Origin of the sequence: Pleionea mediterranea (genome assembly GCF_003148745.1) — a bacterium.
GTDB lineage: Bacteria > Pseudomonadota > Gammaproteobacteria > Enterobacterales > Kangiellaceae > Pleionea > Pleionea mediterranea.
Genome location: NZ_QGGU01000006.1, coordinates 118,887 through 139,355, shown reverse-complemented (window position 1 = coordinate 139,355; position 20,469 = coordinate 118,887). Strand labels below are relative to the sequence as shown.

The window sequence follows — 20,469 nt, the reverse complement described above, 5'->3', positions numbered from 1 at the left end:
CGGCCATTACCAGTAATTTAAAAGGTTCATAATGATCAAAGTGAAAATAAAATCTCCGGTTCGCCCCGTTGTTTTAACGCTCGCTGGTAACGACTGTTCTGGTATGGCGGGTCTTGCCATGGACATAAGAACGCAAACCGCTTTAGGTATTCACACTGCTCCAGTTACCACGGCAAACACCGCACAATCCCACACGGGCGTTGACGCGGTAAATGCTGTCGACAACAGGGTTCTGGAGTCGCAATTAAAAGCCGCTTCTGCCCTGCCCTTTGCGGTGATCAAATCGGGTTTAATCGCAAACCTGCAACAAATCACTCAAATAAAAGCCTTTGTGGAAAAACAGCCGGTACCCTGGGTATGCGATCCTGTATTAAAAGCCTCCAGTGGCGAACAGCTGCATGACAGCGCATCAGCTAATGACAATACGTTTAATAAAAGCGTTCTTAATAACCGTCAGCCGAATGACGACTATTTATCCCGCTTTAAAACGGAATTGCTCCCTCATATCAGTGTCATCACACCGAATCGTGACGAAGCGGTGGCCCTCACTGGCCAACCGATAAAAAACCATCAGGATGTTGAACACGCGGCAGAAAAGCTACTTGCCATGGGCGCACAGTCCGTCGTTATTAAAGGCGGTCATCGTTTATCACAATCGCCGCAATTTAATAACTGGTGTCAGGACTACTTTAGCGATGGTAATAAATCCTTCTGGCTTTCATCAAAGCGTCTCGATACGGTTAATTCAAGAGGCACAGGTTGTGCTTTTGCCTCGGCACTGGCCTCGGCACTGGCACTGGAATACCCAATTTATGACGCGGTCGTGATTGCTAAAATGGCAGTGCATCAGGGGCTTCGACTGGGTTATGGTCACGATCTGGCACAAGGTCCCGTATCCATACAGGCTTTTCCTGACAAACAAATCGATTTGCCCTGCTTAACGTCACAGGGTGACTTTGCTCTGGAATCGTTCAAATTTACCGACTGCAACTCACCTGCAATGGGACTTTATCCGGTGGTTGATCGCGCCAGCTGGATCCCACGTCTGGCACCACTTGGTGTGAGCACTATTCAGCTTCGTGTAAAAGATCTGGCCGATGAGCCGTTAATTGATGAAATTAAATCCGCCATCAAACTGGCCAAACAACACAACTGCCGATTATTTATCAATGATTACTGGCAACTGGCGATCAAGCTAGGCGCCTATGGCGTACATCTGGGGCAGGAAGATCTCGACACCGCCGATATCGAAGCAATCCAGAAAGCCGGACTTGCGCTTGGCATAAGCACCCACTGTCATTATGAAGTGGCTCGCGCACACAGTTACCAGCCCTCTTATATTGCTTGCGGTCCTGTGTACCCTACCGATTCAAAAGTCATGCCCTGGATCCCTCACGATCTTCAGGGGCTCAGTTACTGGCGCCGCGTATTGAATTACCCACTGACCGCCATAGGCGGCATTAATCGTTCGCGAATTGCCGATGTGGCAAAAACCGGTGTTGACGCAATAGCCATGATCAGCGCCATCACACAGGCAGATGATCCTGAGCAAGTCGCCGCTGATTTTGTTAAGCTGATAAACACCAATAAAGCGTGAGCACACACTGAAGAATCACTCTTATGACAGCCAACGGCAAAAATAACAAACCGGAACAACAAGCGTTTTCTGGCTCGGAATGGCTGCGCTATACACGCCATATTCAACTGCCGCAAATTGGCGCGCAAGGCCAGCAAGCATTAAAACAGTCCCATGTTGTGGTGATTGGATGTGGCGGACTCGGCTCGCCAGTACTGCTTTATCTTGCCGCAGCCGGAATCGGTCACATCACACTGGTGGACGGCGATACCGTTGACTTAACTAATTTACAACGGCAAATCCTGTTTGGTATGGATGATATTGCCCAACCCAAAGCCACTGCCGCCAAACAACGATTGAGCCAGCTAAATCCAGAAATCACACTGGATGCCGTCAACGAGCCTTTGTCACTCAATAATGCTGAGTCATTAATTGCTCCCGCCGATCTGGTACTGGACTGTACCGACAATTTTGCCACCCGTTATTTGATCAATGATGTTTGCGCGACACTTAAAAAGCCCTGGGTATTCGCCAGCATTCATCAGTTTTCAGGTCAATGTTCTTTATTTACTCCCGGCGACGGCCATGCATGTTTCCGTTGTTTATTTCCAGAAATGCCAACCGGTGTTGCTGACTGCAATACCGCAGGTGTACTGGGCGTATTGCCCGGTATGTTGGGAATGTTTCAGGCCAATGAAGCGATCAAGTTTTTGGCCGGTTTACCTACGCCATTAAACAATAAACTGCTGTTGGTTGAAGCCATCGATCTGACATTTCGACAAATCCAGTTAACCCAAAGCAGCGACTGTATTGTTTGTCAGCAACATAAGTCAGCCGATGAATTAGACGACTTTTATAGTGCAGCCTGTGCCAGTAATGAATCCGATCCACTTGAAGTTTCAGCTGGTTATTTTGAATCAATAAAAAACAATGAGGAGGTTCTGTTACTCGACGTTCGCACTCACGCAGAGCGTAGCGCATTTCATATGAACGGTATACATATTCCACTGTCTGATCTGGAGGGTACAATATCCAAGCTAAGCAAAAACAAAACCATTGTTTGTTATTGCCAATCTGGTACCCGCAGTTTAAAAGCAGCGAAACAGTTAAAACGTTTGGGATTTACCTGTCACAGTTTAAAAGGTGGTCTTGCGACCTGGTTGAAGTCCGTTCGTTAACTTACAGCGGCAATATAGTTTTGTAGTCAATCATCACTTACGAAAGTAAGCCAAATCTTAAAAACCTGTAATTAGCATTGCAGTCTGAGTTATATCTCTTTTCTACTATTGCAACTTTTTCTAGCTGGCGCAGAATGATCATGACCGAATTGCCAAGGAACAGGCAGTCTTTCTAATCAAGGCCATTTGTATTTGTAATTTGAATTAGATTGGCTTCCTCGGTATGGATTAAACAACTAAAGCAAGGAGCTAACCATGAAACATGACAAAGCCTGCTGTCCAGAGCTCATAGATGGCAAACAATGTGATTATTTGGACTTTGTTTATCGACTCAAACATTACACCGATGTTAATTCTAATAATCGAGGACGTCGTATTGCCGTAGAAGTCGCAATGCACATTCGCGTTGAACGTTGCACAGGTCCATTTCAACTCGGTAATTTAATCTACAGCACTACGCTACTTCCCGGTGAAAAAGTTCGCCTCTATACACAAGATCGAAAAACTCGCTGGTCTTACGATGCCGAATCGCAACTTTCCTATCGCCATGAGCAAAAAGCAGAAGAGCAGTACTACATGGACTCTTTTGAAAAGTTCATGTCGGATCTGGAGAGCCGCGAAACCGTTCACGACAGTTCCAGCAGCAGTGGAGAAGCATCAAGCAAAGGCAGCACCAGCGGCCCCTTCGATACTCTCTTTAATGGTCCTAGCGTTTCAGTCAGTGGTAGCTACAACGCGCAATCAACCCGTGACTTCATGCGTGAGCTAAACGTTCATGCTGAATCATCGCATAATCGATCGGTGCAGATGACTCGCGAAGCAACAGCAACACAAATTGGTGAAGTGCAGACTCGACAACATGCCGAAGGTGAAAGTGAGAGTCACTTTGAGAGTAGCAGTAGAACCTTCGAAAATAAAAACCAATGTCACTCGGTGAGTTACCTGTTCTATCAGGTTGATAAAGTACAAACGACTAAAGTAACCATTCAGGCTGTGCGTACACGCGTTATTGATCCTGCCGCTGACTCCAGTGTTGTCAACCGACCTGTTGTTGCGGACAGAAAACTCAGTGTCATTCCTACCGCGATATTGGCAACATCAGAAAAAGCCAAGCCGAAAGTAATGCAACCCGTTTCTGCCGTTAGAATGAATGCCGTTAATCTAAGCCACGTTGCTTATGCCAGTATCAATGTAAATACTCAACCGATATCCGACGAAGAACGTACCGAAGCACTGAATCAAGTCCATCAAGACTTAGTTCGTAACAAAATCATCGACAAAAATGGGAAAGTGACCGACGAGCTTACCGCCGAAATGAACTTTTCTTTTAAAACATCGATACCTACTCCCGGCATTGTCGTGAAAGGTTGTCTGGATGATTGCAATACCTGCGAAGAAGCACAGCAAGAAAAAATAAAGCTCGAACTGGAACATAAAAAACTTAAAAACAAATTACTGGCACGACAAATTGAGTTGCTGGAAAACGCTCAGGAGTATCGTTGCTGCCCCGTTGGTATGGAAGAGTTAGAACCGGAAGAAGCTTAATTCAGCGAGCTTTGAAGCAGAGCAAGGACCTTTACTGACTTGCTCTGCTTTTTATAATGAGCCTGACATTCGTTTTCTAGCAGCTTTAAAACTTTGTAGCCTCTTCATCATGCAAGCTCTGCATTATATGTTGAACAAAACATTAACTTTTATTTTTAGTGAGTCTTTCATTCAACATATTTTACATCCATCTAAATACAATACCTTATAGCAGAGCTCTATATTCACGAAAGCTAAAAGCAAACTCATATGTGATTAATTGCCATACACAAGATGGACGTTTTCCCTGGCTAATGAGAAACCTTCTGAATTAATCTGTTGATTTCAAAATAATGTAGTGACGCAACATTCATTCTAAACGTTTTAATCTACACACTGGTAATATTGCCATAATGCAATCGACTCAGATTAATCTGTTATTCAGGCTAGCTTGCCATACTGAACTCATCAACAACAAAAAAGGTGAGTGATATGATTCGTTTAATCTTAACTATACTAGTTATTCCACTATCAAGTCTGGCTCTTGCCGGCAGTCAATCCACAGATAATAAAAGCATCCACCACTTCGATCAGCAATGGCAGAACGTCAACTACCACCGAAAGCCTTATAAAAAATCATTTACATGCTGGAATGCCTGGGGTGAAACGATACGAGGAAAGTTTAGTAAGAACGCTAAAAATTTAATTGAGCTGGCAGGAGGCCAATGCATTAAATCGCGTTACGGCAGAGCTTTTTACGATCGTAAAGCAGATTTAAGTGCAATCAGAGATACCTTCTTTCCAGTTAACAATGTGTATCGAGCGGCACGTCAAACTCGAAAAGAATTTGGCTTAAAGCACTCTCGTTTGTTAAAAGTGAAGAGAGTAAAAGACAGCTATAAATGGTTTAAATACACCTTGGTATTCGAAACACCTTATGGCGTTCGTCATTTTCGGGTGAAACATAAACATTGGAACGCAGAAATTACAGATATTAAAGAAGTGTAAACCTTAAAAAAGAACTCCCCTTTTAGGGAGTTCTTTTTTTGTAGAAAATTATTAAGTTTTTTTATATCACTTAAAGCTCAATTTTATTTTCAGTACCCAAGCCAGGGCCGTAAACTATCGCATTCAATAACATCCGGTTAGTGGCTCGCGTCGCCCCTCTAAAATTAGCTGACGTTGCAAATAATATTACCTGCCCTTGTCCCACCGACTCTCGAGTTAAATGAGCCGCGTTTGCCATACGTTGAGCGGCTTCTGGCCACACCAAACCACTTAAGCGGACCACAAGATTTTTATCTTCAGGTATTGTTGACCAGCCAATGGCTTTGCGATCGGTCATCACCGACTTGGCGAGTTTGGAAACCACATTTGAAGAAGCCTCTTCAAACACACCAATTCGGGTAACCGCTTCGGTAGACTCATCGGACATAAACAATGGGTTATTGGCAAACAATAACGGCATTTCTGCAGCGCTACCAAAACTCAACCAATGCTTTTGATCCACCCTTGCGGCAACAAATGCGCCTGATGGCATAAACTCACGTTGCCACTTATCCAGCTTTTTCAGCTTTTCCTCGGGTAGCCGTTTCACTTCATCACTCATGGGAAACGCCAGGTCATTACCTAACTGGTGTGCATTAATTTGCTCCATATCCAGCTCAACATTTTTAGCCAACCACTCCCGTTGCAGAGCAATATCAAAGGCTTCGGCATCTTCAAAAGAATCTTCCAATAATGTCACCCGGGAAATATCATGCTTAATCACCTGACGGGCTGAGCCATCCATCGCGATTAGAGTGCCACCATTTTTTACCCAGTTATCAATCGCTTTATAGGCAGATTCCGATAAAGCTTCGCCGTATTGATTCGGTAAAATGAGAACATTGTAGCGTCGCAAATCAGCGTAATTAAAATTCAGGCTGTTGAGCAACGAATGTCGGATCGCCAGATTATCATCGAGCGAGAACCAGGTAGCTCCCACGTCATAGGATGAAAATCCACCACGAGCCAACATGGCCACCTGCGGCTTTTGCAGTATTGGAAAGTGTTGTCCGCCCCAGTCTGGCAGCTGACCTTCACCCATACCACTTGCTAAAGGCAGTAATTCTAATCCTAAGGTTTCTGCGGTGGATGTGATCACTGGCAACAGTGTCTGCCAATCAGGGTTATCGGTTTCAGTTACCACCACCGAACCGCGTGATAAGGCATTATTACTCAGTACCGTCGCTTTATTAGTGACTCTTACCTGTACACCCTGCTCCATTAGTCTTGCCGCAAAGCCTACCGAATTGTCGTCAGCACCATTAACAGCCAGTGCAATGGGCGCATCAGCTAACTTAACTTTTTCAACCGTTTTCGTTTTCCAGGGTTCAAGATTATTGCTTATATTTCGCTGTACCGTATAAGCTTCAAGGCCGTACATCATGGTGATGTTCCAGGCGGTAGTGTCGTACATCAATGAAGAGCCATCACGCAATGTTCGTTGCCGCTCTTCTACCAATACTGATGGTTTAATAGTGGCGTCAAACTCCATCATAGTGGCCAGAAGACGCGCTTCCGGCTGCCGGTTCGGGATCACAAGAGTGCCCACGGGCAAGGTAACCGTTTTGCCGGTTGCACCAAACTGATCATCGGCAGACACTTTGCTGGATTTGGTTAAGCGATAAAATTCAATTCCCTGAACTGAAAGCGCGTCTATCAGTTTATCCATTCGGGTGGCATTATCGGTAGGCAGTACAACAAAGGTTCGATCGGCATAGGGACCACTGCTGGCAATGTTCTGACGACGCTCACGAACAAAATCCTTGTACATGTCTTTGCTGTGCTTCACCAAGGTTTTAAGGTTGGCAAAGGTACTGATCACCTGATGATGCACCGATTCTTTATAGGTCAATATTGTGCCTTCTGGTCGACGAACACCATCTTCAGCCATTCGCGCCTGTTCGTACAAAATATGAACTGCACCACGATATTCGGCGTAATTTGAATAACCCGGATATAAGTTTTCAAACCATTCTCCGGTGTAATAACGCCAGCCTTTTTCATCAAACGCACGACTTTGATCTTCGGCAAAAATCCATCCCCACTTTTTGCGTGATTTTGGCAAGTGTGGATTGACTGGCTCACGGGCCGGAGCAAACAAATAAGTGTCCTGAGCACCCATTTCATGACCATCAATCATTAACTGTGGAAACCACTCATTGATCATTTTTATTCGACCACGGGTTTCCGGTTGTGTCGAAAAGATAAAGTCACGGTTAAGATCAAAATAATAATGATTGGTGCGACCATAAGGCCAGGAGCCGGTATGCAATAAGGATTGATCGTCGACGTTGGGGGCAATGCCTCTGTTTTCTTGCAGCTCTTTGGCAAAACGGGCACGGCCATCAGGATTCATCATGGGATCAACAATAATTATCGCCTGCTGTAACAGCTTTTTAACGTCATCACTTTCAGACGCCGCTAAATGATAAATTGCAATTAAAGCAGCATCGGCACCAGAGGATTCGTTGCCATGTATCGAATAAGCCATCCAGGCAACTGCCGGTAACTGTTCAATAATCTTATCGGCTTCAGCATCCGACAGGTCTTCGGGATCGGCCAATTTGGAAAGCTGCTGTTTAACCTTATCAGCATTCGCCAGATTTTCTGGCGAAGAAATTATCACATAATAAAGTGGCCGACCTTCGTGACTGGTCGCGTACTGAAAGCTTTGCACCCTATCACTCTGCTCACCCCATAAGGTCACCGCTTTCGATATCTGCAACGGTGTCGCCACACGCTGACCAACCGGAAAACCTAGTATATCCTGTGGTGCAGTAATGTCCGTTTGGTAGGTGTCAGGCAGTAAGCTTGCCTGATAATCCAGCTCTTTTAATGGTGTTGGTTTAAGTTTCACCCCTGCTATGCCTTGCACAGTGATGCCAAGAAGCAGAATAAGTATTATTTTTTTCATTATTGATAACTCTATTCATCGAAAGACTGTCAGCACTATACAATTGCCTATAGTCCCGCACAAGTAGTACAGCAATAGCAAAGAGCTGTCTCTAAAGTGACATTTACTCAAATCTGCACAACTCACCAGACAAGCCTAATCGCTTGATCTAAAGCAGCTTTTTCTTCGTACTGTTAAACCGTTACTTTTATTTTTTTTCGAGAATGTCGTACCATATCGGCAGGCTCATAAATCAAATAGGAACTTTAATGGATAAGTTAATGCAATTTGTACAAGGCATGGCCGATGTTGCGATCAACTGGGCGCAACAAAACTACCTGTCTTTAATTATGGCCGCTGTTATTTTCATTGTTGGTAAATGGGTTGCTAACTTACTGACAAAAGCCACCATCGGCATTTTAAATCGTGCAAGTTTTGAAGATACTCTGGTTAACTTTTTAGCCCGTATTGTCAAAACCATTTTAATTTTATTTGTTGTGGTTGCCGCCCTAACCCAGCTGGGAGTGCAAACCACGTCTCTGGTTGCATTAATTGGTGCTGCAGGTTTAGCCGTTGGTCTGGCTTTAAAAGACTCACTGCAAAATTTTGCCTCAGGGGTCATGCTGATTATGTTTCGACCTTTCAAGGCGGGCGACTACATAGAAGCAGCTGGCACAGCCGGTACCGTGGAAAGCATTGCAATCTTTTCAACATTGCTTAAAACCCCCGACAACAAAGAAGTGACCATCCCTAATGGCAATATTTATGGCGGTACTATTACCAATTATTCTGCAAAACCAACACGCCGTGTGGATATGATATTTGGTATTGGCTACGATGATGACATCAAAAAAGCCAAAGATATTATGCTTAAAATATTGCAGGACGATGAACGAGTATTAAAAGATCCTGAGCCTTTGGTTGCCGTTAAAGAACTGGCCGACAGCTCGGTTAATTTTGTTGTTCGCCCATGGGTTAATGCTGCCGATTACTGGAGTGTGTTTTACGACACCCATGAGAATATTAAATTAGCGTTTGATGAACAGGGTATATCCATTCCTTTCCCACAAATGGATGTACACCTCGATAAAAGCGAGTGATTTAAAAACTCGATCATACGGCTAAACTAACAGCTTCGGTGAGTAAGCTCCTTATTAAAGGAGCTCTTACTGAAGTAACACTTCTCTATACTAACAGCGGCCTATTGCCATCTCTGTTATTCTGTCAAATTGCTCTTTTGTTACACCCTCAAACTGTTTCTATGAAAATATAATGGCTTTGCGTTATGATAGAAACCTCCTAAGTATTTCCAACGGGCAAAGCGATTGGCAACTGTAACAGCAGCACTTAAGACAAAAAACAATAGTAGTTACTTAAATAATTACTTGATAAGCGCTGACTCATTCAATCAAGACATTTCTTCTGACTGGTTTGAGCCTGATTACTGGCGCTCTTTAAACGCTATTATCGGTCAGTCGAGCGGCCGCAATACAACTCATTTTGTTCAGCATAATAATGTTGCCATGGTGTTAAGACATTATTACCGGGGTGGGTTGTTCGGTAAACTGATTAAAGATCACTACTGGTTTTCCGGCATAGAATCAACTCGAGCTTACCGGGAATTATCATTACTCGAAAAACTGGATGCTCTTAATTTGCCGGCACCAAAACCCATTGCCGCCCGGGTACAGCAACAAGGTAAGCTTTATCGCGCGGATATTTTAATTGAAAAAATTGCTAACGCTGAAGATGTTTTCCATAGACTTCGCCGTACCTCTTTAAATGCCGATGTCTGGCAATCCATCGGCAAGACCATTCGTTTATTTCATGATCATAATGTTTATCACTCCGATCTTAATATTCACAACATCATGTGTGATACCCAAGATCAAATATTTCTGATTGATTTTGACAAGTGCGACATTAAACCCCATGACGCAATCAACTCAGGTGAACCACCTTCGGGCTGGCGAGAAAAAAATTTACAACGATTACTGCGTTCATTAACCAAAGAAAAAAATAAATACGATGAGTTTTTCTGGAGCGACAATGACTGGCAATCGCTAATGACAGGCTACAAAGCAGCAACAAAATGAAACCATCCAAGGACGCTAACTTTTTAAGGGAATTGGCCACACTAGTTGAAGCAGGACTGCCCCCTGCAACCGCCATGCAAAAATTAAAAAGTCATGGTCGTAACTGGATAAAAGTAGAGGCCGAACTCAACAAAGGCAGTAAACTTGGACGTTCACTATACAAGTATGGATTTATAAGTCGTTATGAACAGGAAGTTGTCAGCATTGCCGAAGACGCCGGTCGACTGCCCGATGGATTACGAACTATTGCAGAAAGCAGTGAGAAAAGAGCGGCACGCATACGCCATTTAAAATCGAAACTGTTTTATCCATTTTCAATTTTAATGGTCGCCATTGGTGTTAATACACTTGTATTACTGATTGGTCAAAGTGGCCGTTCAACACTGGATATCCTTATTAACGCAGCGCTGCAATTTATCGTCGCTTTTTTCATTACAAGACAACTGCTAAAACAACTGGATAAAGACGCTTGCACTCTATTATCACAAGCTTGGTCCATGCGCTCACAAACCTGGTATCAATTACTCACTGAAACCACTGTGTTTGGTGTGCTTTACTGGCAACAACAATCAGGTATTAGTTTTCAGGAAGGCTTTAAACGCACAGCCCGCTTAATCGATCACAAGGCATTTAAAAAACAATTGTCCCTGTTGTCTAATAAATGCGCACAAGGTCATTCGGTAAGCGACAGTTTAAATCAATCCGAATTACCCGTAACCGATCAGTTCAAACAAATTTTACTGACCGCGGAACAAAGTGGTAACTGGAGTATTGCCCTATCCAGGCAGTTATCTTTATCAGAAGAAGAACTCCATCGGACAGTCGATGTCCTTTTTGCCTGGCTGCCTCGTATTTTTTATTTGTTTGTTGTTATCATTGCAGCAAATGTGATTTTGTAAAATAAAACAGATAAAAATAATCTTTAAACGGATCTCTTTGCTAACCAACAAGTCAATTGACTATACAAGTTAGCTCAAAACCCATTCTTCTAAAAAACAAATTGATACATCAAATAAAAGTATCGGTTAACCATCTCAATACGTTAAACTGCGCCAAGTTTTAAGCGAAGAGAACATTTTATGAGCCAGCCATTTATAATGGCCTTTTTGCGCAATCCAAGACAAATTGGTGCGTTGATCCCCAGTAGCGAACGTTTGGCCCAGGCGATGATTGCCGATGTCGATCCAGAAACCGACTCAGTGCTTGAGCTTGGTCCGGGTACCGGTGTGATAACTCAGGCTTTGCTGGAGAAAGGTTTGCCGCCAGAAAAGCTGTGGCTGGTGGAAAAAGAAAAATCGCTGGCCGAAAGGCTTAATCGTCAGTTTCCCTCGGTGACCACACTTTGTCAGGACGCTTCCCGATTGATCCTAGATGACGCATTGATCAACCAGCCCATTAGCTGCGTTATCTCGAGTCTGCCGCTTCTTAATATACGACCATTTAACCGACTTAAAATTTTGCAGCAGGTGTTTCAGTTACTCGGAGACAGTGGACGACTTATCCAGTTCACCTACTCTATCAAGCCGCCAATCAGTCAGGTCATGGCCGACAATCTTGGCATTCGCGGAGAACGTAAAGCAACTGTGTTGCGCAATTTACCGCCAGCTTCCGTGTGGCAATATCGACGGGTCAGTACATTAATTGATTAACCGTCAGCCTGCTGTTGTTTGATGATGTCTGTTTGACGATGCCGAACGGTTTGTGCGTCACTCCAGTAAAAAGTGCGCTTTAATACACTGAAGTTCACCGTAACTGAACTTACCGTCTAACGCCTCAAACACCGGCTTCATTCTGACTTTCTCTCCTTCCTGCTCCAGGAACAATTGATGCACCAGATTTAAGTCCAGATCATTTATGTCAAGAATGTCATCAATCAACAACTGCCCCTGTTGGATCGCCGTTGCTAGATGACTGAATACAGTACTTTCGGCCAGGCCTCTTTGATGGGCAATTTCAGCCACCGTTTTGTCCTGTTGGAACAATTTAAGGGATTCTTCGGCGGTTGGCCTTGTGGACTCGGCATTATCCGCGATCACCTGCAAAAATAACTCACCATAAAGCTCCAGTTTTCGCTCACCAACCCCGGAAATCATGGCCATTTGTGATAAGGACGTAGGCTTAGATTCCACCATAGCCATTAAGGTTGCGTCATTGAACACCATGTATGGCGCCAGCTTATTGTCTTTCGCTACAGTCATTCGTGCTTCTCGCAAAGCTTCCCAAAGATTAAAGTCCGATTGCTTAATCTGCTCCGGACGGCCTCGAGCTTTTTTCTTTTGCGTGACTGCCGTAACATCCTTTCTTAAATACAGCTCCGACTCACCTTTTAACACCGGACGGCAGGCTTCGGTTAATTGCACGCCGCCATAACCTTCAAGATCAACTTTCAACAGATTACGAGAAATAAGCTGCCGGAAAACACTGCGCCACTGGCTGACGTCAAGCTCCTGACCAATGCCATAAACACTCAGTTCATCGTGTTTAAAATTTTTAACTTTTACGTTTTCTTTACCGAGTAAAACGTCGATTAAATGATTAACGCCAAAGCGCTGGCCGGTGCGATACACCGTTGATAACGCTTTTTGTGCCACCTCCGTTGCGTTCCATGTTTCAACCGGGGTCAGGCAGGTATCACAATTACCACAGGGCTGCGCTAATGCCTCTCCAAAATATCCCAGCAGCGATTGCCGGCGACAATCGGTTATTTCGGCAAACCCCAACACAGCGTCCAGTTTATGACGTTCCACTCGTTTGTGTTGCTCCGGAGCATCGGAAGTTTCCAGCATCTGCCGTAAGGTAATAACATCATTCAAGCCATAACTCATCCAGGCTGTTGCCGGTAAGCCGTCACGACCTGCACGCCCGGTTTCCTGATAATAAGCTTCGATACTTTTCGGCAAGTTCAGATGCGCCACAAAACGAACATCGGGTTTGTCGATCCCCATACCAAAGGCAATGGTTGCGACAATTATCACGCCTTCTTGCTGCAAGAATCGTTGTTGATGTTGCCGCCGCATGTCAGATGACAGACCCGCATGATACGGCAGTGCCGTTAAGCCCTTGCTGGTCAGCCAGTCCGCGGTTTGCTCAACTTTTTTGCGTGACAGACAGTAAACAATCCCGGCATCGTCAGGATGCTCTTGTTGTATAAAATCCAGCAAGGCTTGCTTGGCATTTTTTGAACCTTGCTGTACCCGATATTGAATATTCGGCCTGTCAAAGCCGCAAATAAATGCATTTGAGTGATCGAGTGATAACTTATCTATGATTTCTTTGCGGGTGGTGTCATCGGCAGTCGCGGTCAAGGCAATACGAGGCACATTGGGGAACAATTCGGCCAACGCACTCAACTGAATATATTCTGGTCGAAAATCATGTCCCCACTGTGACACACAGTGGGCTTCATCGATGGCAAAAAGCGCTATTCTGGTGCGACTTAACAAATTGATAAATCGATCCATCATTAGCCGTTCTGGTGCCACATACAATAAATCCAGCTGTTGTTGCAGCAACATTTGTTCAACTTCCTGCACTTGCGCCATGTTCATGGTTGAATTTAAGTACGCCGCTCGAACGCCATTCTGCTTTAGTGCTGTCACCTGATCATCCATCAACGCAATCAATGGGGATACCACAATACCCGTGCCCTCGAGTGCTATAGCCGGTATTTGATAACAAAGCGATTTTCCACCACCGGTTGGCATAATAACCGTTGTATCACGCCCCTCTATAACCGACTCAATAATCGCCTGTTGAGGATCACGAAACGCCGAGTAACCAAATTGTGTTTGTAAAATGGTGAGTGGACTCAGGGAGGAGCTGGATTGTGGTGTCGGATTTATCTGTGACGACGATTTATTTTGTGACGATGATTTTATTAGAGACGACATAGCAACTCACTCGAATAGCAGGTCAGGTAAAATAGCAAGTTACTGCAAAAACTCAATCCCTGAAGCGCGTTTAATTTTGGTTTAGTTGATTCGCAAAGCATTATGATTTCATATTGCGATATCCTATACAACTGAGTATGATCAGTGGCCTTTTTATCTTCTGAGAATACTGTATTGGCCAGTTTGAACGAACGTGTGGAGAAAAACCTCTCTGTAAAAATTAAACGTCATGTGCAACAGGCCATTGCTAACGACACATTGATTCAATCTGATGACTTTCTTGCCCTGGCGAATCTGTATCATGCTCGCCAAAAGTACACACAAGAACTGTCAGTACTCAACGCTTTCCTGACTCATGGTCGAGCCTCCGAAGATGATATACCCCGTGTAAAACAACGATACCTTGCCACCAAAACATTGGTGCATGAGCAACGACTCAGTAAAGCAGACGAGCCTCAGGCGCCTTCATTCAGCCTGGACAATGATACGACAATATCTTCTGAACCAGCACAGAAATCAAAATCAGAGCAATCAAGTCAGACGAGTACACCCACAGAACTTTCCTTGGTTGAAATGGATACCGGTGAATTCACGGGTTTAGAACGAGTATTTAAATCCAGAGCAAAATCCTTTGAGAAAGAAAAAAGCTCAAAAACACCTAAGCTCACCAATATCTTTAACAAATCATTAACACAGCCAGTTGATAAAATAAAAGTGGTTGCCTTATGTGCGGCTTACACCGGTACTGCCAGTGACGATGAAATCTATGAGCTGGCCATGGTTTCTTTTGATTATTGCAATAATAACGACGCCATTTTAAGCATCACCGGAGAATATCAGGATACGCGAGAGCCTTTAAAACCAATTAACCACCTTAAACTAACCACCGACCGTAATCGTCGTAATGCCAAAGACTTAGGCCATTTCGATGCACATGCTATCGTCCAGTTTATGGAAGGGGTTGATTGTGTCGTTAGCCATAATAATCCTGTTTGGGAGCGGCAATTATTCTTCTGTCATTTTCCGGCTTTAACCCATCTTTCATGGCGCAGTTCGCAACTGGATATTCCCTGGCGAGCGTTAGGTTATCAATCTTCAGCACTTTCAAAGTTATTGCTCTCACATCAATTAAGCACGACAACACAAACGTCTCGCGATCGGGCTAAAGGCATTGTCAGACTGCTTGCACAAGTCGAATCAGGCAATCATTCATCGTACGCCAGCCGTTTGTTTCAATGTCAGGCCATGAGTCATTTTGTGTGGGATAAAACGTTGCGAGCGCAATCGAAACGATTAAATAAGCGTGGATTAAGTCGGTTGTTTGGCTAGATAGTGATTGTGATAAGTTATTTGGTACGCTTTATATTCCCTGAATAAAAAAATGGGCAGCAATAATGCTGCCCATTAACACACCCTTCTCACATGTTTACCGTTTCCGGCAAATAGGGTCAAAACACAAAGTACAAGACCAGTCATCGCACAAATGTGACTACCAATCACTGTGCAACAACAGCAATGTAGTTATATTACATTTTAACACCATCTTTCAAGCCTTAATTAGAAATTTATTTGATTTTATGTAACTTTATTACGTCAAATACCTACACAAACCTATTTTCAACCGCCTATCAAAGCAAGTTTAATCAGATTCAATAAAACCACCATGGACAAAGGCTTACAACTCCCCGTGAACATCTCTCATTGTGAACTTGATCACATTTGACAATAATGGATTGATACAATGATGGAGACCTAGTACATGGAAGATCGGCAGCAGCTGTTCAAAAAAGTTATCGAAGCGTTTAAACGCCATCGATTCAACCGCCACGACGCGCAGGAATACCTAAACTGGATTAAGGTTTTTTTAAACCATAACCAACATAGAAACCCTGCAGAGCTTGACGCTGCTTCAGTAAAAGAGTTTCTACGTTACCTGTGTGATGATAAAGGCCTTATGCCTTCTCGGCAAAAACAGGCTTATCTCGCCGTTAACTTCTTTTACAATCAAGTACTTAGACGAAACCTATGGTCATCGGTTAAATTTGATGATGTCGAAATCGATGAGTCTGTACTTACCGGTTCACCATTAAGTATTGGCTCAGAATTAACCAATCAAGATATGAATAACAGGTCATCAGGGTATCCTGTTGATCCAGCGACCATTTACAATTCAGCCATGGCCAGCAACCCTGTTGATCACGGTTGTCCAGTCTGGACTCGCTACCTACAGGAGCCTTACCGTCTTATCGCCCACGTTACCTACCAATGCGGGTTAACGCTGGAAGAAGTATTAAACCTTAGAGTGGAAGATATCGAACTCAGCAAACGGCACATTCGTATTCGTGACGCTTTTGGCGGTTTTAGTGATCTGGATATTTCTGACGAGTTATTTCAGCCGCTTTCGCTGCAACTAAAAAAAGCCCTAAATACATTTCAACAAGATGAGCGACAGGGCAACATTTACTTTAAGAATCCTAATGCTTTAAAACGCAACCAGTTAACCAATAACGCTCGCTGGTACTTTTTATTTCCTGGCACTTTGCAATTCAATCTGCACACTCAGAAGAGAATTCGTGACTCACTCAATCTTAAGCTGGTTGAACAAGCTTTTACTCAAGCCAGAACACAAAAAAGCGAGCCAGTCACCACCATCGACAAAGCGTTTCAAACAAAACGAGCTTCACTTTAAAATACGACACTTTGAAAGTAGTGGCGTAATATTGTCATCAGCTATAAAAAAACCTGCCGAAGCAGGTTTTTTCTTAAATACAGCATTCGATTATTGAGTTAACACATTACTGCCTGCGACGTGCGCGAGACGACTTAGGTTTTTTCGCTTTGTATTTAAACTTTTTATTTCTCTTTTGCACTTCCATACTGCGCTTAAAACTTTTAGCCGATGGTGTTAAACCCACTGACTTTTCGATGTCACGAACTTCTTCTTGCTCCAGTTCTTTCCAGGCACCACGTCGTAAACCTCGCTCCAATCCGACAATGCCATACCTGACCCGTATCAACCGTGACACCTGACAACCAACCGCTTCCCAGAGACGTCTTACTTCACGGTTACGACCTTCTTTTAAAGTGACGTGGTACCACTGATTAAACCCTTCTCCGCCAGAAAACACGATGCGATCAAAATTCGCCATGCCATCTTCAAGGGCAATACCCGACTTTAATTGCTCTATGGTTTCTTTGGATATCTCACCGTTTACACGGGCTGCGTATTCTCGTTCTAATTCGTAACTGGGGTGCATCAACCGGTTTGCCAGTTCACCATCGTTGGTAAACAGCAATAAACCTGCCGTGTTTAAATCAAGACGGCCAATGGCGATCCAACGTCCTTTACCGGGACTCGGTAGTGCATCAAAAACCGTTGAGCGACCTTCTGGATCTTTTCGCGTACACACTTCACCTTCTGGTTTGTTGTAGGCAATAACCCGACGGATCAAAGACTCCTGTTTTGGTACCGATATAATACGGCCATCCACACGAATTTTGTCGGTCTCAGTAGCGCGGGCACCCAGCTCAATGATACTACCGTTCACCGATACCCGACCCTGAGCAATTATCGATTCCATTTCTCGGCGGGATCCCATTCCGGATCGCGCCAGCAGTTTTTGAACTTTTTCAGTTGGTTCTGACAATGTGTTTACCTGCTAATTAAGATCGTTCAAAGGACGATTTATTTTCGTCTTCGTAAGGTTCCGAATCATCAGAAGATGAGGATTCGGTTGATTTTTCAGCGGTCTCTTCGTCAATATTTCCTGACGCTGGAGCCTGTGTTTCATTCGGTTCTGATTCATCCAGATCTGTCTCATTCGATTCTGATTCAACTGAATTGGAATCAACGGTTTCAGAGTCAACACGATCGGAATCAACAACATCCGACTCCAGCTCTTCAGACTGATAGGCATCGTTAAATACCGCTTCGTCCGCTTGCAGATTATCAGACTTGGCCAGATCAGCTTCTTCCATCAGCTCTTCATCGGATATATCACGCTTAACGTAATGCTCATTAATACTGGCTTCTTCCGCCAGTTGTTGAACAGTTTTATTGCTGGTGGAATCTGAAATATTTTGCTCGTCATCATTGGATACATCATCTGTTGATGCTTCAACGGGGTCTGTTTCGGGGTCTGTTTCAGAATCTGTTTCGAAATCTATCGCTTCGGATTCTGAAGTATCTGGATCTGAAGTATCGGAACCCATTGAATCTGAAACCGTCAGGTCTGGCTTTTGCTGGCCTGAATCAGGTTGCTCAGAAACAGGTTGCTCAGACTCAGATTGCTCAACGTCAATACTGTCAGAGTCAGAGTCAGTTGCATTCAGTTCCGATGGTTCTGAACCAGTATTACTGTCTGTTTCATGCTCCGCCGTATCAGACTGTTTTAACTCTTCTGTATTTGACTCACTGGCCTTTTCGTCACCCGACTGAGATTCATCAAAATCCAGCTCGGCATTGATTTTATCGAGATCGCGTATTTCCGATAAGGTCGGCAACTCTTCAAGACTTTTTAAATTAAAGTAATCAAGGAAGTCTTTGGTTGTGGCGTACAAGGCTGGTCGCCCCGGCACATCACGATGCCCAACCACTCGCACCCACTCTCGTTCCAACAAGGTTTTAACAATGTGCGAGCTGACACTGACACCACGAACGTCTTCAATTTCAGAACGGGTGATCGGCTGGCGATAAGCAATCAACGCCATGGTTTCGAGTAACGCACGAGAATAACGCGGCGCTCTTTCTTCCCACAAACGTGCTATCCAGCTGGCGTATTCCTGTTTTGCCTGAAAGCGATAACCACTGGCCACTTCTTTCAGTTCAACGCCTCGGGACTCATAAGATTCATTCAAAGCACTGATCGCCTCCCGTAACTCACTGGTGGAAGGCCGTTGTTCTTCTTCAAACAGCTGCATCAGTTTGTCTATGGACATGGGCTTGCCATAAACCATTAATGCGGCTTCAATCAGGTTTTGAAGTTTTTCTGGCGTCATACTACTCATGATAAAAGCTCATCGGTTTCTATTTGTGCTCTGGCACGAACATGAATCGGCCCGTAGGGTTCATTTTGTACCAACTCAATCAGTTTTTCCTTTGATAACTCCATTACCGAAAGAAAGGTCACGACAACGCCGACACGCCCTTCTTCTACAGTAAATAAAGTCACAAAATCAGTAAAAGTATCGGCGGACAAAATGGCCAGTACGTTGGTCATTTTTTCCCGTACCGATAATGTTTCTCGTTCAATATGGTGATGGGTAAACATATCGGCTCGTTGCAATACATCCTTTAACGCCAATAACAACTCTTTTAAATCAACTTCGGGTTTCGGACGAACCAGATTCAACTCTGGCGTTTCCACTTCAACAGGAAATACTTCCCGTGACATGCGAGGCATTTCATCAATATCTTCAGCGGCTTTTTTAAAGCGCTCATACTCTTGCAGCCGTCGAATTAAATCCATTCTTGGATCGACTTCTTCCTCGTCTTCAACCTTTGGTCTCGGCAATAACACGCGACTTTTGATCTCACACAAGACTGACGCCATCACCAGATACTCGGCCGCCAACTCGAGGTTCATATTTTTCATTAGCTCAACGTATTCCATATATTGCTCGGTGATGTGCGCAATGGGAATGTTGGTAATATCCAGATTTTGCCGTCGAATTAAATACAGCAATAAGTCCAGAGGGCCTTCAAAGGCTTCCAGAAATACTTCAAGTGCATCCGGTGGAATATAGAGATCTTTAGGCATCTCTTTAACCGGCTCGCCATTCAGTAACGCAAACGCCATTTCTTCCTGAACCGGCTGAGCGGGCTGTTCCTGACTGGACGATTCAGTTTGTTCGGCAGATTGAGCTGGACTATCTTGAGCTGTGCTATCTTGAGCTGAATTGTCTTGAGCAGGAGTATCTTGAGGTGAACTGTCTTTAGGTGAACTGTCTTGAGAAGCGTTTTCCTGGTGAGGCGTATCAGTTAAAGAGTCTGCATTCTTTTCAACAGAATCAACAGATTCCGATGAAGCTTCATTTTGGCTGCTCGCATTTACTTGCGCATCAGTGTCTGATGCAACAGAGGATGACTCACCCTGTTCATTAGGCTGAGCGTCAGACACTGCTTGTTCGTTTGTCTCTTGCTGACTCATTGGTTTACCTGATATCGGTTCTCACCGAGATTAAACATTTCATTATTTTAAACTGGCGGTCATCACAACCGCCGAATTTACATTAAAACTTTATTTAAACTAACCGCATACAAAAC

At 44.1% G+C, this 20,469-nt stretch carries 15 protein-coding genes; 10 read left to right on the top strand and 5 right to left on the bottom strand.

The features are described 5' to 3' along the window. Positions 1 to 31 precede the first annotated feature (31 nt). From thiE to C8D97_RS09240, 4 genes are all read left to right on the top strand, one after another. Positions 32 to 1,597, top strand: a complete 1,566-nt coding sequence (gene thiE, locus C8D97_RS09255) for a thiamine phosphate synthase (RefSeq protein ID WP_146196128.1) — start codon at positions 32 to 34, stop codon at positions 1,595 to 1,597. Between the two features lie 23 nt (positions 1,598 to 1,620). Next, complete coding sequence (moeB, locus tag C8D97_RS09250; RefSeq protein WP_109763496.1) at positions 1,621 to 2,754, top strand: HesA/MoeB/ThiF family protein; 1,134 nt, start codon at positions 1,621 to 1,623, stop codon at positions 2,752 to 2,754. Between the two features lie 255 nt (positions 2,755 to 3,009). Beyond that, a complete protein-coding gene (locus C8D97_RS09245) occupies positions 3,010 to 4,299 on the top strand; it encodes a hypothetical protein (RefSeq protein WP_109763495.1) in 1,290 nt (429 codons plus the stop codon). Between the two features lie 471 nt (positions 4,300 to 4,770). Further along, positions 4,771 to 5,286 (top strand): hypothetical protein, encoded by a 516-nt coding sequence (locus C8D97_RS09240; RefSeq protein WP_109763494.1) that lies wholly within the window; start codon positions 4,771 to 4,773, stop codon positions 5,284 to 5,286. A gap of 70 nt (positions 5,287 to 5,356) precedes the next feature. Here the strand turns inward: C8D97_RS09240 and C8D97_RS09235 are convergent, their stop codons facing one another. Continuing rightward, positions 5,357 to 8,239: a M14 family metallopeptidase gene (locus C8D97_RS09235; RefSeq protein WP_109763493.1), complete on the bottom strand. Its 2,883-nt coding sequence runs from the start codon at positions 8,237 to 8,239 to the stop codon at positions 5,357 to 5,359. A gap of 248 nt (positions 8,240 to 8,487) precedes the next feature. On the opposite strand from C8D97_RS09235, the gene C8D97_RS09230 reads away from it, so the two are divergent. From C8D97_RS09230 to C8D97_RS09215, 4 genes are all read left to right on the top strand, one after another. Continuing rightward, positions 8,488 to 9,318 carry a mechanosensitive ion channel family protein gene (locus C8D97_RS09230; RefSeq protein ID WP_109763492.1) on the top strand — a complete coding sequence of 277 codons (831 nt, stop codon included), beginning with the start codon at positions 8,488 to 8,490 and terminating at the stop codon, positions 9,316 to 9,318. Positions 9,319 to 9,543: 225 nt separating this feature from the next. Next, the gene (locus tag C8D97_RS09225; protein ID WP_109763491.1) at positions 9,544 to 10,314 is read left to right on the top strand and encodes a 3-deoxy-D-manno-octulosonic acid kinase; all 771 of its coding nucleotides are present in this window, start codon (positions 9,544 to 9,546) and stop codon (positions 10,312 to 10,314) included. Beyond that, positions 10,311 to 11,213, top strand: a complete 903-nt coding sequence (locus C8D97_RS09220) for a type II secretion system F family protein (protein ID WP_109763490.1) — start codon at positions 10,311 to 10,313, stop codon at positions 11,211 to 11,213. The genes C8D97_RS09225 and C8D97_RS09220 overlap by 4 nt, the downstream gene beginning before the upstream one ends. 180 nt (positions 11,214 to 11,393) lie before the next feature. Beyond that, a complete protein-coding gene (locus C8D97_RS09215) occupies positions 11,394 to 11,963 on the top strand; it encodes a class I SAM-dependent methyltransferase (RefSeq protein ID WP_109763489.1) in 570 nt (189 codons plus the stop codon). A 57-nt stretch (positions 11,964 to 12,020) separates the two neighbouring features. On the opposite strand, the gene recQ is transcribed toward C8D97_RS09215, so the two are convergent. Continuing rightward, positions 12,021 to 14,204, bottom strand: a complete 2,184-nt coding sequence (recQ, locus tag C8D97_RS09210; RefSeq protein ID WP_109763488.1) for a DNA helicase RecQ — start codon at positions 14,202 to 14,204, stop codon at positions 12,021 to 12,023. A gap of 144 nt (positions 14,205 to 14,348) precedes the next feature. Here recQ and C8D97_RS09205 point away from each other — a divergent pair, with 144 nt between their 5' ends. Both C8D97_RS09205 and C8D97_RS09200 read left to right on the top strand, forming a co-directional pair. After that, positions 14,349 to 15,533, top strand: a complete 1,185-nt coding sequence (locus tag C8D97_RS09205) for a hypothetical protein (protein ID WP_109763487.1) — start codon at positions 14,349 to 14,351, stop codon at positions 15,531 to 15,533. Between the two features lie 430 nt (positions 15,534 to 15,963). Continuing rightward, entirely contained in the window at positions 15,964 to 16,893 is a 930-nt protein-coding gene (locus C8D97_RS09200; RefSeq protein WP_109763486.1) for a phage integrase N-terminal SAM-like domain-containing protein, read from the top strand. A gap of 106 nt (positions 16,894 to 16,999) precedes the next feature. Here C8D97_RS09200 and rluB read toward each other — a convergent pair whose 3' ends face one another. The 3 genes from rluB to C8D97_RS09185 are packed head-to-tail and all read right to left on the bottom strand — an operon-like array spanning position 17,000 to position 20,353. Next, on the bottom strand, positions 17,000 to 17,851 hold the full coding sequence (gene rluB, locus C8D97_RS09195; RefSeq protein ID WP_210204901.1) for a 23S rRNA pseudouridine(2605) synthase RluB: 852 nt from the start codon (positions 17,849 to 17,851) through the stop codon (positions 17,000 to 17,002). A gap of 16 nt (positions 17,852 to 17,867) precedes the next feature. Next, positions 17,868 to 19,211 (bottom strand): SMC-Scp complex subunit ScpB, encoded by a 1,344-nt coding sequence (scpB, locus tag C8D97_RS09190; protein WP_245411422.1) that lies wholly within the window; start codon positions 19,209 to 19,211, stop codon positions 17,868 to 17,870. Beyond that, complete coding sequence (locus C8D97_RS09185) at positions 19,208 to 20,353, bottom strand: segregation and condensation protein A (RefSeq protein ID WP_170115201.1); 1,146 nt, start codon at positions 20,351 to 20,353, stop codon at positions 19,208 to 19,210. Before C8D97_RS09185 ends, scpB begins: the two co-directional genes overlap by 4 nt. Positions 20,354 to 20,469 lie beyond the last annotated feature (116 nt).

Excerpts from the sequence above, each read along its gene's own strand:
- moeB (WP_109763496.1), top strand. The coding sequence starts at position 1,621 with ATGACAGCCAACGGCAAAAATAACAAACCGGAACAACAAGCGTTTTCT.
- C8D97_RS09220 (WP_109763490.1), top strand. The coding sequence starts at position 10,311 with ATGAAACCATCCAAGGACGCTAACTTTTTAAGGGAATTGGCCACACTA.
- thiE (WP_146196128.1), top strand. The coding sequence starts at position 32 with ATGATCAAAGTGAAAATAAAATCTCCGGTTCGCCCCGTTGTTTTAACG.
- recQ (WP_109763488.1), bottom strand. The coding sequence starts at position 14,204 with ATGTCGTCTCTAATAAAATCATCGTCACAAAATAAATCGTCGTCACAG.
- C8D97_RS09185 (WP_170115201.1), bottom strand. The coding sequence starts at position 20,353 with ATGAGTCAGCAAGAGACAAACGAACAAGCAGTGTCTGACGCTCAGCCT.
- C8D97_RS09200 (WP_109763486.1), top strand. The coding sequence starts at position 15,964 with ATGGAAGATCGGCAGCAGCTGTTCAAAAAAGTTATCGAAGCGTTTAAA.
- C8D97_RS09215 (WP_109763489.1), top strand. The coding sequence starts at position 11,394 with ATGAGCCAGCCATTTATAATGGCCTTTTTGCGCAATCCAAGACAAATT.
- C8D97_RS09235 (WP_109763493.1), bottom strand. The coding sequence starts at position 8,239 with ATGAAAAAAATAATACTTATTCTGCTTCTTGGCATCACTGTGCAAGGC.
- C8D97_RS09245 (WP_109763495.1), top strand. The coding sequence starts at position 3,010 with ATGAAACATGACAAAGCCTGCTGTCCAGAGCTCATAGATGGCAAACAA.
- C8D97_RS09230 (WP_109763492.1), top strand. The coding sequence starts at position 8,488 with ATGGATAAGTTAATGCAATTTGTACAAGGCATGGCCGATGTTGCGATC.
- C8D97_RS09240 (WP_109763494.1), top strand. The coding sequence starts at position 4,771 with ATGATTCGTTTAATCTTAACTATACTAGTTATTCCACTATCAAGTCTG.
- scpB (WP_245411422.1), bottom strand. The coding sequence starts at position 19,211 with ATGAGTAGTATGACGCCAGAAAAACTTCAAAACCTGATTGAAGCCGCA.